The organism is Bradyrhizobium nivariense (assembly GCF_029846695.2).
Taxonomy (GTDB): Bacteria; Pseudomonadota; Alphaproteobacteria; order Rhizobiales; family Xanthobacteraceae; genus Bradyrhizobium.
In genome coordinates this window covers 1-14,238 of the sequence record NZ_JARWCR020000073.1, presented here as the reverse complement: position 1 = coordinate 14,238, position 14,238 = coordinate 1, and the positions used below count along the sequence as shown (strand labels likewise).

Here is a 14,238-nt window from a genome sequence, read left to right as displayed (position 1 = left end):
CCTCAACACGGATCATCAGCAGTGAAACTCGACGATTTCAAAGGGACCGTTCCGGTATTCTTGCCCGAGGTTTTCTTCCTTGGCAGCCTGGAGGGCTGGGCCGTCATGGAGAGCCTTATCGGCGGCTTGCAGCGCAGGGCGACCATCACGGCTCAGGGTAAATTGGAAGAAGACACCGACACGGTCCTCTTTACCGAGACTTACCAGTTCGATGACGGCCACAGCGACACCTTGCATTGGACCATCCGTAAGGTTGGCAGGGGGCAGTACATGGGGCATGAAAATCATTTGGAAGGCGAAGCAACGGGCGAACAGACCGGTTGCGCCTTCCACTGGAAATACACACGGGATGTCCCGCAAGCTGATGGCAAGTCCACCAAGCTGAACTTCGACGACTGGTTCTATGCCATCGATGGCCATGCCTGCATTGTGCGAGGCAGCGCCGGGCGGGCAGGGATTCCATTTGCGACCGCCCATGTGACCTATCGGAAGCTCTAACGGAGACGTTCTGGACGAGCGTCAAGTCGAGACGCTGGTGATCTCTGGTGGCGAAACCGGCGTGTGCGCGTTCTCGCAATGGTCCTCGGTGCCGTTGATATAGGCTACCGAGTTGTATTGACCGAATTGCCTTATGCAGTTTGGCTGACCAAAGTCACGACGCGATAATCTCTCTAAGCAGCGCTTCGATATTCAAATCGAGGTCGCGACGACAAACAAGATACTCGAGCGCTGGCTGTTTTGAGCTGAGGGCCGCTGCCCGACCCATGCGGCCAATCCTACCCCGCATTTGCCGCGCCGGTTGTGCTCTCGCTTTCAGGTACCGTCAATGTCACGCCGTGGCCCTGCCGCAGCGCCAGCGACGCTGCCACAACGGCAGCCTCGAACGCGGCCTCCTTCGTCTCGTAGGTGTTCTTACTTCCATCGTGCCGCACGTGCCACTCGCCGGCTCCGCCAACAATGTCGTAAGCCGCTAATCCCATCTTCTTCTCCTGTCACGCGTCCGGCGTTGCCTTTAATACCTGTGTGCTGCTGACTGGGTCCGAAGCTGGAAAACTGTCCTTCAATCCCTTTTGCAACTCGTCATCTTTCGCCTTGTCACGGCGAATTTCCCGTTTGGGTCCGATGCATGTTTGTCTGTCGGCGCCGGATCGAATTGTTCAGTCATCATCATATCCTGGTCTGATGTTTCCGTAGGTTTGAACGTTGGACCGTGGCCGCCGTTCGCCGCGCCCCCTGCGCCGGTGCCGGATGGAGAAGTTGCGGCTGAGCCTCCCGCGCCCGCGGAGGAAGCCGCCCCACCAGCGCCGCCACCAGCGGAACTGCCGGCGCCACCACCGCTACCGCCCCCCGCCACCTCCGCTCTGGGCAAAGGCTGGGCAGGGGGCGAGGATAGCCAAGACAAGTGCAATGCTCGAAATCCTCATGGCGCGACTCCTGTCGCGACCAAGCCACGCTCCTGCGTTTCGTTCCTGAGCGATGAAAGAGCCCCCACACCGTTGCCGATGTGGGGCGTATAGCATTGCACGTTGCAAGTCATCGCTTTGCGGGTGGACCGCTCTTGTTTCCTGGCAGTCCCTTTACGTTCGCCGGATCCTGTTCCTGCACGGAGAGGTTCTGCGACGCCGAGCCAATCGTGCCCTGTTGCGAGGGACCGTTCTTGCCTCCAGGCGCTCCGCTAATCCCCGCCCCTGAATTCTGGGCGCTTGGAGCTGTCGAAACCGCGCCGGATGTATCCGCCCGATTGGCGTCGCCTGGCATACGAGAGGCCGAGCCGGGCTTGTCCTGTTCACCGACGTATCCCGATGCGCCTGAGTTTTGTGTCTTGATGCCCTTGTCCGCCTCGTTCTGGAGGCTCTGCGATGGCGTCGTCTGTTGGGCAATGGCTGGTCCCGTCACACTGGAGATCGCCACGAGTGCTGCGAATGCTAATAGCCGCATGATGAAAGTTCCTCCGTAGCTTGTTGTTGTCACCAACGTGCGGAGGAAACGACGTTTCCAATTTTATGAAGGATTTCTAAGCGAGTTCGCGTTGTGGCCCGAAGGACGACAGATGCTGCCACAAGGAACTCCCGTTCCATTGGCGGCTTGGGCCTCATGCAACAGGGGAGTTTGAGATGTCAGACTTAAGCGAAGAAGAGATCCGCAAACGCGCCTATGAGCTTTGGAAAGGTCCGGGCGAACCGTGCGGGAAGATGGATACGTTCTGGTATGAAGCCGAGAAGCAGCTCCTTGCCGAGCGATCAACGCAAGGCGAGCTACCGCCCGGCATGACCGACAACCTGCCGGTCTAAGCCACGACCCCGCCTTGCACCTAAAAGACGTCGCGGACTTATGGTTTGGTCACAAATAGAGACAGTTTGCGGACTGACCTGCCCGGGCTTTTTTGGACCAAGCTTTGTGAGAAACTGAGCTTGGAAAGGAGCTTTGGTGATGCCGAAGAAGAGGTTCAAGGCGGAGCAGATCGTGGTGCTGCTGCGCCAGATCGAAGTGTTGATGTCGCAAGGCAAGGCGACGCCGATTGCCTGTCGCGAGGCGGGCATTTCGCAGCAGAGTTACTATCGCTGGCGTAAGGAGTACGGCGGCCTCGAGCTCGATCAGGCGAAGCGGATGAAGGACCTGGAGCGGGAGAACGTCCGCCTCAAACGCCTGGTCGCGGATCTGTCGCTTGAGAAACAGGTGCTCAAGGACGTTGCCTCGGGAAACTTGTAAGCCCCGAACGGCGCCGGCAGGCAGTAGAGGGCATTCGAGGGAAGTATGGTCTCTCGGAGCGCCAACCACGACCCCAGCCAACTGCGGATTTCCTTCGCAGTGCCAATAACTTTGAGTGCCACGGGCGGGGTCGGCGGTGGACGCCGATTGGGGGGTAATGGCTCGCCGATTTACACGCGTTAGGTGGATGGCCGACGGATGGCGGAATTTGCCACCGGAAACTGTGCTCGGGCGGGCGGTGAAGACTTAAAGAAGCGATTTTCGATGCTTCTATGCCGCGCAGACAAACGCTCGTCCCATCTGAGCGGGTTGTATTAGGCCGCGACTTCTCCTGGCCCTTCAAGCATCGGCGTGTCGAGGCTGGCTATTTCCGGCATCGCCTTGCCGGCGATCGCCTGCAGGTCGCCCACCATGCCAACAGTGGATTCAATGACCGCAACGATTTGGGTTTCTCGCTTGGCCCATTGGCGACCCATGAATTTGCGCTCCTTGTCTAGATCCTCACGCATGTCGTTGAACTTCTCGACGACAGCATCGACCCGCTGGCGAAATCTCGTGCCTGTCAGGTACTCGTAGACCTGCTCCATTTTGGTTTGCTGTCCCTGTTGGACCAGCCGCGAACTCGATATCTCGATGAGGGACTGACGCAGCGCAACCGCCACGGCCAGTGCGCAACGCGGGTGCGCCACCCAAACGCCGTCGACCAGGTCAAAATGCTCGATGTGCTTGGGAAGGGCGTGCGAGATGATGAGGGCAACGTGGGCGCCACAGCGCCGCTGGTCCTCACGGAGCTTGGCCAGCCAGCCATCGCTCCAGGCCTTGGTCCGCTTGGATTCCCAGAGGATCATGCCGGCGGGTTGCCCGACAGAGCCGTTGACTTGCTGAATAACATCGGCCCCCAACTCGCCCTTGGCGACCGGCTCAATGGCATCCATCGGAAACTTGCCGCGCAAAAGCTCCTCAAGCTCAACCTCGAAAACCTCACCTTGGGATTGTTGCGAGCCTTGCTCCGCTTTGCGCCTCAATTCCTCGATCGTGCGCGTCATTGATTCGATGGTCTGGTCCTTCTCGGCGACCTTCAGGCGCGCAGCTTCATCTGATTCTTGCTTGGCCTTCGCCCGGATGTCGTCAACCGAGGCCTGAACACGTTTTTCAATCGTCAGATCCATTTCGCGCTTTTCGTCAGCCAGCGCGCGTTCCTTGCGTATTACCTCGGCCTGAGCCTGCTGCGCCTCAGCCAGCTTCGCATCGCTGGCTTCAAGGTTCTTGCGCAGTTCGGCGGTCTCTGCCGCCTTGGCCTGCATATCCCCCGCAACCGCTTCACGGGCCTTTTTGGCCTCGGCTGCCACCAGTTGGCTGCGCTCGGCCGTCAGCCGCTGCGCCACCTGGTCTTCAATCTGCTCGCGCGCCTGCGCGACCGCGTCCTGCTCCTTGCGCAGGGCCTCGGTCTTCCTGGCGACCTCTGCGTCCTTGGCGGCCAGTTGCTCATTAAAGCGCTGTCGTGTTTCCTCGAGGAGGGGAGCGGCCAGCGATTCCGTGAGCTTGATTTCGTGGTTGCAGTTCGGGCAATGCAGGGTGGGCTCGTGCGAAGCGCCGGCGCCGGTTGCTCTGAGACTCATGAACTTCCCCTCATTGGTACGGCCGGATTCAGCATCATCTGCGGGCGATTGCGACGTCGCGGCGCTGGATGTCCACATACGGCTAGCCGAGCATCGACTTGGCCACAGGTTTTCCACCGAAACCCGCATGGTTAATCTGTCGACAGAGCCCCGCTGCAGAAGCTGTTCAGCTAGGAATGTATTCTAGATGAGAACAAAACAGGATCAAGGTATTTGCGGAGATGCCTGGGAAGCGGCAAAAAAAGCGGCAAAGTAGGGTGACGCATTAGGGCTTAATGCCCTATCTTTACTGAATAAATAACCGGCAATGGAAGCGGCAAAAATGACCACGATTGCAGCGATGGAGCCGCTCCTTCCCGACGATAACAAGGAACTTGAGGACCTGGCGACGGACCTGGTGGCGAAGGCCAGCGGCCTTGCCACCCGCTTGCATCCAGTGCTGCGCGCGTCCGTCGGCGACCTAGTGCGCTCAATGAACTGTTACTACTCCAACCTCATTGAGGGGCACAACACGCTGCCGGTCGATATCGACCGCGCCATGAACAACGAGCTCGCAACAGAGCCGGAGCGGCGCAACCTCCAGCTCGAGGCGCGCGCGCACATTGAAGTGCAACGGATGATCGACCGCGGGGACGGGCCCAGCCCAGTCATGTCCGAAGCGTTCATCACCTGGACGCATCGCAACTTCTGCGAACGCCTGCCGGCAGACATGCTGGTGGTCGAAAATCCAGAGTCCGGCCGCAAAATCACCATGGCTCCGGGCGTGCTGAGATCCGAGCATGTCCGCGTTGGCCGACATGTCGCGCCTGACCCGGTCGACCTGCCGGCGCTCATCAAGCGGTTCGCCGAAGGCTATACGTCGCCCAACCTTTCCAGGCTGCGTAAAATCATCGGCGTCGCCGCGTCCCACCATCGCCTGGCGTGGATCCACCCCTTCCTGGACGGCAACGGCCGCGTTGCGCGCCTGTTCTCGCACGCGCTGCTGCGCGAACTGGATGTGGGATCAGAGCTCTGGTCGGTTTCGCGTGGCCTTGCGCGTAGTGTCGAAAACTACAAGACCATGCTGCAGGCCGCGGACGAGCCGCGACGCGGCGACCTCGACGGCCGTGGCAATCTCACTCTGGCAGGCCTTACGGGATTTTGCCGCTATTTCCTCTCGACCTGCATCGACCAAATCGACTTCATGGAAGGCCTCCTGGAGCCTTCCGAGTTGCTGCGACGCATGGAGATCTGGGCAAAGGAAGAGACGGCGGCAAAGCGGCTGCGAAAGGGCTCATGGCCCATCTTGCGTATGGCGGTCCTCGATGGCGAGTTTGCCCGCGGCGACGCGGCCGATATTACCGGCTACGCGACCCGGCAGGCACGCACCGTGCTCAACGACCTCATCAATCAGGGTTATCTCATTTCCGAGACCACCCGTAGCCCGGTGCGGCTGGGATTTCCGGCCAGCGTGGTTGATCGTTGGTTTCCACGACTTTATGGGGGAGGGCAGTGACCGCGACGCGTCATACCTTGCATTGTGAAACGCACAGAGGCTCGTCACACCAAAGCTCAATTCCCGTGGAGCCAACGGTGCTAGGATCCGCCTCTTCGTCTTTGGCGGAAGCCGCCTGGACATGAATAGAACCGCGGGAAGGGGCTCTAAGGTGCGGTATTCTTCGAGTGATTTTTCAGTCGGACCATTTCGTGATGCACGGGGCGGTGCACTGAATCTGTTTAAGGTCGCCGGACGTAGCCGCGACGGGCTTTACGCACGAGCCACGCCTCGAGCGCCTCGACGGCCTGCACCCGCCCACCAAAGAGATCGAGGCGCCGCCGGCCGCGCTGGCCGAGACGCCCCCATTCGCGCACCAATGCAGTATCGCCAAAGAGTGTCGGCTCGATCGTGAGCACATAGAACCGTGCCATGTTACGGGCCGGATCGCAGCGTTCGAGCACGAGGTATTGCACCGTGAGTTCAGACATGCGTCAGAGTCGCAGCCGCCGAAACGGTCGTCCAATTAAATTATTGAATCGATCAGGGCCAAGGATTCAGAACTTTAATACCAGCGATCAAATGATTGCGGCGGGCTCAACATATTGATCGGCGTGAGGTCTCGATGCCGATCGGCACTCGCTTGGCCTTGGAGGGGCATGCTTCGGCGCCGATTTACAGGGTGGATCAGTCCGGTGCTCGTCAGGCTCATAACATGAAGGTCATAGGTTCAAATCCTATCCCCGCTACCAAGATTTCAAAATGAAATCAACGAATTAGCCCGCCTCTGGCGGGCTTTTTCATGCCCTACGAACCATCCCAAAATTGTACGGAGAGAAACCATTGAGTGACAATGGGTTAGTCGAATTCCGCCGACAATTCCGAACCCGTCCCAAAAACTCCACGGCACAAAACTGGCACAAAACGGCACAAAAACCGTCGCGGATCTGAGGCTGTGAACCGCTCCATGGCCGCGCCGAGATCGTGCTCTCGCGCTGAGCTTGGCCAACGAAAAAAGCTAGGGCTTCGAGGGCCACGCTATTGTCGTTCAATACCGAGGATCGTTGGCGATCAGCATCCTGCAAGCGGGTCCGCATAGTGACCCGTGCGGTCGCGTCCTCTGGGAGCTTACACTGCCTCAGGCGGCCACGGACGCTCAGACGTGACATCGGGGTGCCGGGTGTCGTTGGCCGCGATGCCATGTTCATCCCGAAGCCTGTCGATGGCTTCCAGGCATTTTTTCGCGATGGGGACATTCATCGACGAGCCGCTAAGCTGATCGAAGAGCGATTTGCGCAAGCTTTCCACCGGCGCAGGATAGACACTGCAGGCGTTCGAACCTTCGGCAACCGGAACCCTGTCAACCGCCACGGATTCTACGGCTCGCGCTATCTGGCCATCATAGCTCGAGGAAGACGTTCTCGATATCCCGGCCTTGTACGCCGCAAGGCGAATTGAGCCGTCTTAAGAACCAAAGTAACTCAATTTCGAACGACCGCTGCTACGTCTGCCTTTAGGGCTTCGGGGCATTCTGGTCCTCGACCTTGGTAACGGAATATCCGGCTTTGCGAAGAGCAACCAGCACAGCCTTGGCGAGATGAATACTTTCTTCGTCACTTTTCGTGACTTGGTCCCACGTCGTGCCGTGCCCAGAACCAGGATGATCAATGAAAGCGGTTTTGATGGCATTTGTTATGACGATAAGGGCGTCTTCTGACATCTAGGTCTACCGCTGCTTTCCGCTAAGCATATCTCGCTTTTGGCAGGTATGATGGCTCAACGGCACCATGCGCGAGCATCGTAGTCGCCAGCGCCAAAACCGACCGTTACAGGTTTTGTTACATCTCGTTCCAGCAGTCACGGCTTTTTCGGCGCGATCGAAAAGAGATGGCGACTACGGCAGCAGCACTGTCTTGAAGTTGTCTCGCGACCAGCCATGTTAGGTTGGTCGATGAGACGCGTAGGACTTATTGACATCACGGTAGGCAACGCGGCGCGCCTCGGCGCATCGCAACGTTCCACCACGCGACGCTGCGCGTCGCACCACATCGCTACGCAACGCGCGAGCCGCTGGGGACATCCCGGCGGCTCTCGCGCGTTTAGCGCGGTCGGTCCGCATGACATCGCGGTAATGAGCCTCCGAGACATGAAGAGGAACAATGCCGATAACAAAATGCAGCTCGTGATGACGAATGAACGGTCCAAGCAGGCGCGCTCGGGTTAGGGACGGCGATGGCGTTTGAGGGCGACGCCGTACAGAGGGCTGCCGACGAGATTGAATTCGCTCTGCGCAAGGATGACGAATGCCGAAAGCGCGAGTTCTAGACGCGACCATCCAATCCGCATGCAATGACCTCGTATGACCGCTCCTGGCCCCGAACGGACATGCAACAGTAGTCGCTTCATGTCCGTTCATAGGGGTAGAGCAGACGTCTGGCAGCTATGGCGCGATGTCCGAGTCTGACCCGGCCGGAACCTAAGGGACGAGTGCTGCACATGTCCGCCCCGTGACCACATCACCAGTGCGCTTTCAGCACTGCGTCCACGGACGTCACTCCCGCAATCATTGAGCCGGTAATCGCGACCAGCGCGGGCACGCCGCGCGGTAATTCGAGGTTGATCAGCGAGGCCATGAAGATCGCAGCCATGGGCAGGGCGATGACGAAGTAACGTCCTTGAACGCCCAAGACATGGGGCGAAGCGACAGGCGTGTAGGTGAGGAAAAAAATCAGATAAACCAACACTAAGTAGCTGAGGACGGCAAAGCCTGTCACGATCGCCACGCGCGCACGCGTTCCACCCAGCGGCAGTTTTTGCAGCGGGACAAGCAGGAGGAGGGCCGTGAGCACGATATAAGTCCAGGGCCGAAGCACAATGTCCTGCCAGCCCAGGATGCCAATGAGTTCCGGCCACAGCGGGGCGGCCCATTCGCGCAGAGCCGTCCATGTCGCCAGCGGGAAATGAAATGGATGCTCCCACATGTAAGCGAGTTTCCACAACGGATCAAACTGCTCTACTGGATAGTCGTGTCCCTCGCGGACACGCCACGCCGCTACATCCGCTGAGACTCCGATCACCCACAGCGGCGACAGGATAACGCCCGGCAGGACCACGATCGCAATGCTCTTCCACCGGCCAAGGAGCTCCCTGAGCCGGCCGGACATCAACTCCAACAGTACGAAAACAATCTGCGGCTGTTTGGCGAGTACGCATAGCGTCATCCATAGCGAGCGCTCCCAGACGCGCCCGCCAGAGGGATTCAATGCGGCTCTGAAGCAGAGCGCGGTGATTACCAGCGCATAGCTGAGGGCCGCACCGTCCGCGCTAAGAACAACGCGGTTATAGAGCGATCCTGGCAGCATCGCGATCAATACGAACGCCCATGGGAGGGCTGGAGTGACCGCGATGGCGTAGGCCGTTACCGCCGTGAAAACGACCAGGCCGAGGAAGCGCATCAGGAACAGCAGTTCGGGTAAATCGAGTCTAAGCAGACGTCCGATAGCTGCCGCGAGTATATAAGGAGCATAGGCGAGGGGACTGTAGCCCTCTGTGCCGGCAAACGGCGCGAACACAGGCGTTTGTGCGGCCTCATCATTCGCGCCGATGATGTTATGATACTCGGCCATGACCTGGCCGTAGCGGAATCCCGCGTCTCTGTACCTGGCGAACCGCTCCCCTGAGTCCTTGAAGAAATGTAGCCGATCGTAGAGCGCGGGCTCTACAAAGATTCCCTTGCGGCCATTGATCTCGGTGACGGGCAGAAGCTCGCCTCGTGTGTACGAATAAATACGCAGAAAATGCGATATCTCGTCCGGGCCGCGTAGTGGTGGATTGACAACGATGATGGCCGATCCGAAGGAAAGCGAGAGCAAAGCAAAGACGATTGCCGGCCAACCCCCAAATCGGCTCCGGATGCGTGACAGCACGCTCGGTGTGGCATCAGGCTTGTGCACGGAGGCGCCTTGCAGCATCTCATCACCCAATCATGAAATAGCGCTTGAAATCCCGGCCGCCCTCAGACCAGGGCCGATGATCTGTCGTCCGAGAGTATCGACGTCTGCTCATGGAAAGCCCACTTGAATCAACCGACCGCCAAGGGAGCCTGGCGACTCGTGGCCTCATGATGTCGATCGATGCGAGCGGGCGCTCGCGATAGCAAGTTCCCTCGCCAGTACGGTGATCAGCTCCATGTGCGCGCGCAGCTTGAGGTGGAGATTGAGTAGAAGGAGCAGACTGATCACGATCCAGATATAGATAATGAGGTCGACACCGCGGCCGATGCCGACGAATTCTGCAAGGTGGGTCGCGTGCGAAGGAACCCAAACGAAATAGAGCCCCCCGACTGCAGCGAGCACGGCGATGAGCCCGACTGCCGGCGAACGCCGGTACTCGGTCAATGCATAGAGCAAAATGCCAAGCAACAATGCAGTGAGGATGAGCTGCGCAATCATCGGTGGAGCCTCCGCGCGAACAGGTCTACCAGGATCATGAGTGTGTCCCCTAGCGTTTGACCTTTGGCGAGCGAATAAGGGCTGTACTCGATCCTAACAGGCGCTTCGACGTAATTGAGTTCGCTGGCAGCGATCTGGTGAAGAATCTCAGAGGCGTGGGCCATCCGATTTTGACGAAGGTTGATGCTGCTCGCACCCCGGCGCGTCATCGCGCGCAGGCCGTTGTGGGTATCGGTGACGCGCAATCCGGTTGTAAGGCATGTGAACAAGGTCGCCGCCTTGAGCAACATGCGCCGCGACAGCGGCTGGTTGAGCGAAGTCCCAAGGAAACGGCTGCCGAGCGCGAAATCGGCATTTTGCCTGGCCAACGCATCGATCAGTACGGCGATGTCGGCGGCGCGGTGCTGCCCATCGGCATCAAATGTCACGATAACGTCAGCCCCCTCGCTAAGCGCGAATTCGATGCCGGTTTGAAGTGCGGCGCCCTGGCCTAAATTGAGGGAATGTCGCACCACGATACAACCTGCTTCAGCGGCAACGGCGCCTGTCGCATCGGTCGAGCCATCATCGACGACGAGGGCGCGATATCCAGCGCGCTTGACGTCGGCGACGACGCTCGCGATCACCGGTGCCTCATTGTAGGCAGCGATGACAATCCATACTTGCGGCTCCTGCGACGTCATCGCTTATCCCGCAATGAAAACAGACCACACAAAAATCAACACGATGCAGTCGCATCGACAACGGTTCGGCAGCCAAGCGCTGGCAAGCGCAAATGCAAGCGTGAGGAACGAATAGGCGCGCGAGATCTGGTTAAAGCTCAGGATCCAGACTCACAGAACGGTCAGCGCGGCGTAAAGAATGATCGCAACGAAAAAAACTACTCGTTGAGCAGAAAGCGGGCGATCCGCTCGGCGAGCGGACCATAGCCCCCACAGCGCCGAGTTTGAACAGCAGCTGGCAGCCAGCCGTCGTCGCTGCATAGGCCGTGAGCGCGACAACTTGGCGCAGTGAAACACGAACGCTCATCGGCTCGGCCTCCGCAACACGACGCGCATGGCATCGAATAAGTTGACCGGCAGCCCCAGCCAGTTTGATATCGCTAGGCGTTTGGGTCCAAGGCCAGACATGCGTGCGAGCTGAAAACTGATTAGCGACAATGGCACAACTTTCCATGGATGATCGAGATGTTCGACTTCGAGACCGAGGGAGGTCGCCATGGCCTGCATGCTCGCCTGCGTAAAGAACCATAGGTGCTGCGGCGGTGTCATCAGCCGCCAGTGCGCCCCGGCAACTCTTGAATACAGCGAGCCAAAATCTCCCGTGGTAATCACGATGATCCCACCATGGTCGAGGTGATTCATGAGGAGTGCGATTGTGTCGCGGGGGGATGGCAAGTGCTCGATAACGTCGAGCAACACGATAACGTCGGTTGTGCCGAGCCGCCCAAGACGGGTCTCGTCGGCTTGACCGGTGAACACGTTCAAACCTGATAGTCGACAGTGTTCGGCGGCGTCCTCGGCAAGCTCGATCCCTGACACTTCGAAGAAGCGCTTTGCTTCCTGCAGAAAAAAACCGTAGGCGCATCCGACGTCAAGCAATCGCCCGGAGGCGCGGAACTTTCGGATGAATTCCACGGTTCCTGCAAACTCACGGCGAAGGATGTTTTCCGTGCCGATATAATCCGCGTAGCCGTCGGGACGCTTCCCGGAAAAATAGTCGCTGGTATAATAGCTCTCCGGGTCGAAGCCCATCGTCTCAGCTCGCCCGAGACCGCATTGCTCACAACGCAGGATGTCGCAGCCGTTCTTCCTATAAAGAAATCGATGGACGCTCGCCTGGCCGCAAGCCAGACACACGTGCGAATGACCTCGGACCCTTGATTCCAAGACCTCGTGGTCTTTGGTGCTCAGGGTGGCAATGGCAGCGGCGCCCTTTTCGACGCGATCAAAGGTTGCGGCCGAGCCGCGCAGGTCCTCGGGGCCTGATCGCCCTTTCGAGTCTTCGGAATGCTGCGTGCGCTCTTCAGGCACCTATGCGCCGTCCCGTTGGAGGACTTGCTCGAAGCGGATCCCACGCCTCCATCCAAAACTTACTACTGAGTTGGATACCGATCAATCAAGCTTTCCGTGTTGCGATTGACCTGATGAATCCGCAGAACCCGTGTCCGCGCTGTGGCCGATCGGGCTTTGGACGTGCAGACGTGACGTCTGGAAGGCAGTGTCCCTTGTCCGCTCCTGGCCCGTTTGAGACCTACCCATCGGTCCGGTGATTGTCCGCTTCTCGGGGGAGACCGGAAGCGCTGGTCACACTGCAAAAAACGACGAGAATGACCCAACTGAGACATTGGCGCTGGGTTTCTGTCCCGCGTTTTGCGTTTAGGACCACGGCGGCTCTTCGCTCGCCCCGGCTGCCTCGTGGTGGATCGTGACACCCGCCGAACGCAACCCGGTCAGCAATACAGTTCTTACAGAGGCAGGATCAAATCCAATATCCTTGGCGTTTGGTGGATGTGCCTCGCTGCCCTTCAATCGGAGGGCCAAGTGCAATTGCTCGCAAAGGTGCTGAACGACGAGATTGACCTGATCGTCAGTCATGATCGGCTTCTCCTGTGAAAATAGGGCGGTACGCGATTGGACCGCCCCAAGGATCACGCCCCACGCGATGCCCATGGGCGGGTCCCCAATCGTCCGTCAATCCGGGCGCACCGGAAGTGACTAGCGGCGACTAGAACGACGCTTTAACCCTGAGCGGACCAAGGGCTGCTCTTGCGAAATTCCGGCCTTTGGTCGATTGGCTGGACTACAACGGCTTTACCGCCGTCACGAAACCAGCAAAGTGGCAAATTGAAATGGCCCATGCCGGCAGCTCGGCGGGTGGCTGAGGCTAGAGGCCGGCCCCAACATCAACAGAATGGCACCGATTGCCATGAGAATGCCCGGCCAGTTCGCTCCGACCCCCAAGAATCCCACGCCGCGCCGCGTCGGCTCCAATGTATCGCCAGTGGGCCGACTAAGCGATCCCCGCCAAATAGTAGCGCGTGCCATGTACAAGATTCCGCCAAGAACGAGCAGAGCGCCAAGTCCTATCAGGACCATTCTCGCCTCCTCAATTCATAGTAGCCACGTACAACGAGTCAGGATTCAAGCGCCGGGAGGTGTAATTCGTTCCGGGCACCCTCATCCAAGGGTTTGTCGAAGGCACGAAAGCGTACGTTGACGCGAAGGTCCATCCGGACAGCCGCACCTCACTCGGACTTCGCCGGCATACGGCCCTTGCCTCCGCACTTCACGCAGCGGCCCGGATAGGTCCTGCGGCCGGGCTCGGACTCCCGCACGGGCAGGGATCCCGCGCCGCCGCAAGCGTCGCACCGGACTTCGATGGCGCCCCTTGGTCACGCCTCGCCCGACCCCGAGAGGATCGACGCCGGCGGCGTGGCGCGCACCGGCAGCGGCCGCTCCGCGGCCTTCAAGAGACCGGCCACCCTGGGGGCGTATCGGCCGACCAACGCCAACAGGCGGCGCCTGGTGAAGGGATCGGCCCGCTCGGCCAAAGCGCGAATGCGTTGCGTCTGTTCTTTGCAGAAGTCCTCGTCCATCACGCCACCCCCACTCACACCGAATTTCAGTTTGGCGGCTTCAGTTCACCGGCGAGCCAGCCGACCGCGTTAGTCTGCATTGGATCCACGGCGAAGCGGACCACTTCGGTACGCTCGCAAGTCGGGCACTCGAAGGTGCGCTCATCGAATCCGCTGGGGCCGGGAGAGATGCGCGCCATCGCCATCCGGTGCTTGCACGCCGGACACATCGGACGCTCGTTGGTCGAGGCAGCCATCCCTGAAATCCCCGTAGCCGATCATACGCCGTCCACAGCCGGAGTCTTCAATATTCGCGCACGAAGAAACCTTCCGTGATGCGCCAGGGGAAGAGCCCGGTCGGCCCGGGTTGGTCCGGCAGGTTCGCGGCCCCGCCCCCAAGCCCCCAAA

At 59.4% G+C, this 14,238-nt stretch carries 16 protein-coding genes and 1 pseudogene; 4 read left to right on the top strand and 13 right to left on the bottom strand.

Annotation, left to right across the window (positions count from 1 at the left end):
* Window positions 1–21: 21 nt before the first annotated feature.
* A complete protein-coding gene (locus QCM77_RS37440) occupies window positions 22–498 on the top strand; it encodes a DUF3833 family protein (RefSeq protein WP_279667958.1) in 477 nt (158 codons plus the stop codon).
* Window positions 499–776: 278 nt separating this feature from the next.
* Here QCM77_RS37440 and QCM77_RS37435 read toward each other — a convergent pair whose 3' ends face one another.
* Window positions 777–980: a hypothetical protein gene (locus tag QCM77_RS37435; RefSeq protein ID WP_279667957.1), complete on the bottom strand. Its 204-nt coding sequence runs from the start codon at window positions 978–980 to the stop codon at window positions 777–779.
* 553 nt (window positions 981–1,533) lie between these two features.
* The gene (locus QCM77_RS37430) at window positions 1,534–1,758 is read right to left on the bottom strand and encodes a hypothetical protein (RefSeq protein ID WP_462676067.1); all 225 of its coding nucleotides are present in this window, start codon (window positions 1,756–1,758) and stop codon (window positions 1,534–1,536) included.
* A gap of 356 nt (window positions 1,759–2,114) precedes the next feature.
* Between QCM77_RS37430 and QCM77_RS37425 the strand changes: the two genes are divergently transcribed.
* Window positions 2,115–2,291: a DUF2934 domain-containing protein gene (locus tag QCM77_RS37425; RefSeq protein ID WP_279667956.1), complete on the top strand. Its 177-nt coding sequence runs from the start codon at window positions 2,115–2,117 to the stop codon at window positions 2,289–2,291.
* Window positions 2,292–2,430: 139 nt separating this feature from the next.
* A pseudogene (locus tag QCM77_RS37420) lies at window positions 2,431–2,771 on the top strand (transposase); the annotation flags it as partial.
* A 252-nt stretch (window positions 2,772–3,023) separates the two neighbouring features.
* Here the strand turns inward: QCM77_RS37420 and QCM77_RS37415 are convergent.
* Window positions 3,024–4,328, bottom strand: a complete 1,305-nt coding sequence (locus QCM77_RS37415) for a DUF2130 domain-containing protein (protein WP_279669430.1) — start codon at window positions 4,326–4,328, stop codon at window positions 3,024–3,026.
* Window positions 4,329–4,650: 322 nt separating this feature from the next.
* Between QCM77_RS37415 and QCM77_RS37410 the strand changes: the two genes are divergently transcribed.
* The gene (locus QCM77_RS37410; RefSeq protein WP_279669429.1) at window positions 4,651–5,823 is read left to right on the top strand and encodes a Fic family protein; all 1,173 of its coding nucleotides are present in this window, start codon (window positions 4,651–4,653) and stop codon (window positions 5,821–5,823) included.
* Window positions 5,824–6,044: 221 nt separating this feature from the next.
* Here the strand turns inward: QCM77_RS37410 and QCM77_RS37405 are convergent, their stop codons facing one another.
* From QCM77_RS37405 to QCM77_RS37360, 10 genes are all read right to left on the bottom strand, one after another.
* Entirely contained in the window at window positions 6,045–6,293 is a 249-nt protein-coding gene (locus QCM77_RS37405; RefSeq protein ID WP_279669428.1) for a WGR domain-containing protein, read from the bottom strand.
* 637 nt (window positions 6,294–6,930) lie between these two features.
* On the bottom strand, window positions 6,931–7,173 hold the full coding sequence (locus QCM77_RS37400; RefSeq protein WP_280096257.1) for a hypothetical protein: 243 nt from the start codon (window positions 7,171–7,173) through the stop codon (window positions 6,931–6,933).
* 142 nt (window positions 7,174–7,315) lie between these two features.
* Window positions 7,316–7,522: a hypothetical protein gene (locus QCM77_RS37395; RefSeq protein ID WP_279669186.1), complete on the bottom strand. Its 207-nt coding sequence runs from the start codon at window positions 7,520–7,522 to the stop codon at window positions 7,316–7,318.
* Window positions 7,523–8,318: 796 nt separating this feature from the next.
* Window positions 8,319–9,773, bottom strand: a complete 1,455-nt coding sequence (locus QCM77_RS37390) for a DUF2142 domain-containing protein (RefSeq protein WP_279669187.1) — start codon at window positions 9,771–9,773, stop codon at window positions 8,319–8,321.
* A gap of 147 nt (window positions 9,774–9,920) precedes the next feature.
* Window positions 9,921–10,253: a DUF2304 family protein gene (locus tag QCM77_RS37385; protein WP_279669188.1), complete on the bottom strand. Its 333-nt coding sequence runs from the start codon at window positions 10,251–10,253 to the stop codon at window positions 9,921–9,923.
* Window positions 10,250–10,936 (bottom strand): glycosyltransferase family 2 protein, encoded by a 687-nt coding sequence (locus QCM77_RS37380; RefSeq protein WP_279669189.1) that lies wholly within the window; start codon window positions 10,934–10,936, stop codon window positions 10,250–10,252. Before QCM77_RS37380 ends, QCM77_RS37385 begins: the two co-directional genes overlap by 4 nt.
* Window positions 10,937–11,278: 342 nt before the next feature.
* Window positions 11,279–12,286, bottom strand: coding sequence for a class I SAM-dependent methyltransferase (locus tag QCM77_RS37375; RefSeq protein WP_280096256.1), 1,008 nt, complete (start codon window positions 12,284–12,286; stop codon window positions 11,279–11,281).
* A gap of 345 nt (window positions 12,287–12,631) precedes the next feature.
* Window positions 12,632–12,850, bottom strand: a complete 219-nt coding sequence (locus tag QCM77_RS37370) for a hypothetical protein (RefSeq protein ID WP_057855775.1) — start codon at window positions 12,848–12,850, stop codon at window positions 12,632–12,634.
* 797 nt (window positions 12,851–13,647) lie between these two features.
* A complete protein-coding gene (locus QCM77_RS37365; RefSeq protein ID WP_279669191.1) occupies window positions 13,648–13,851 on the bottom strand; it encodes a hypothetical protein in 204 nt (67 codons plus the stop codon).
* Window positions 13,852–13,877: 26 nt separating this feature from the next.
* On the bottom strand, window positions 13,878–14,087 hold the full coding sequence (locus tag QCM77_RS37360) for a response regulator (protein ID WP_279669192.1): 210 nt from the start codon (window positions 14,085–14,087) through the stop codon (window positions 13,878–13,880).
* Between the last annotated feature and the right edge of the window lie 151 nt (window positions 14,088–14,238).

Bases quoted from the DNA above. Each gene is read 5' to 3' on its own strand.
- QCM77_RS37370 (WP_057855775.1), bottom strand. From the start codon at position 12,850: ATGACTGACGATCAGGTCAATCTCGTCGTTCAGCACCTTTGCGAGCAA.
- QCM77_RS37415 (WP_279669430.1), bottom strand. From the start codon at position 4,328: ATGAGTCTCAGAGCAACCGGCGCCGGCGCTTCGCACGAGCCCACCCTG.
- QCM77_RS37410 (WP_279669429.1), top strand. From the start codon at position 4,651: ATGACCACGATTGCAGCGATGGAGCCGCTCCTTCCCGACGATAACAAG.
- QCM77_RS37365 (WP_279669191.1), bottom strand. From the start codon at position 13,851: ATGGACGAGGACTTCTGCAAAGAACAGACGCAACGCATTCGCGCTTTG.
- QCM77_RS37405 (WP_279669428.1), bottom strand. From the start codon at position 6,293: ATGTCTGAACTCACGGTGCAATACCTCGTGCTCGAACGCTGCGATCCG.
- QCM77_RS37360 (WP_279669192.1), bottom strand. From the start codon at position 14,087: ATGGCTGCCTCGACCAACGAGCGTCCGATGTGTCCGGCGTGCAAGCAC.
- QCM77_RS37380 (WP_279669189.1), bottom strand. From the start codon at position 10,936: ATGACGTCGCAGGAGCCGCAAGTATGGATTGTCATCGCTGCCTACAAT.
- QCM77_RS37435 (WP_279667957.1), bottom strand. From the start codon at position 980: ATGGGATTAGCGGCTTACGACATTGTTGGCGGAGCCGGCGAGTGGCAC.
- QCM77_RS37390 (WP_279669187.1), bottom strand. From the start codon at position 9,773: ATGCTGCAAGGCGCCTCCGTGCACAAGCCTGATGCCACACCGAGCGTG.
- QCM77_RS37385 (WP_279669188.1), bottom strand. From the start codon at position 10,253: ATGATTGCGCAGCTCATCCTCACTGCATTGTTGCTTGGCATTTTGCTC.
- QCM77_RS37430 (WP_462676067.1), bottom strand. From the start codon at position 1,758: ATGCCAGGCGACGCCAATCGGGCGGATACATCCGGCGCGGTTTCGACA.
- QCM77_RS37425 (WP_279667956.1), top strand. From the start codon at position 2,115: ATGTCAGACTTAAGCGAAGAAGAGATCCGCAAACGCGCCTATGAGCTT.
- QCM77_RS37395 (WP_279669186.1), bottom strand. From the start codon at position 7,522: ATGTCAGAAGACGCCCTTATCGTCATAACAAATGCCATCAAAACCGCT.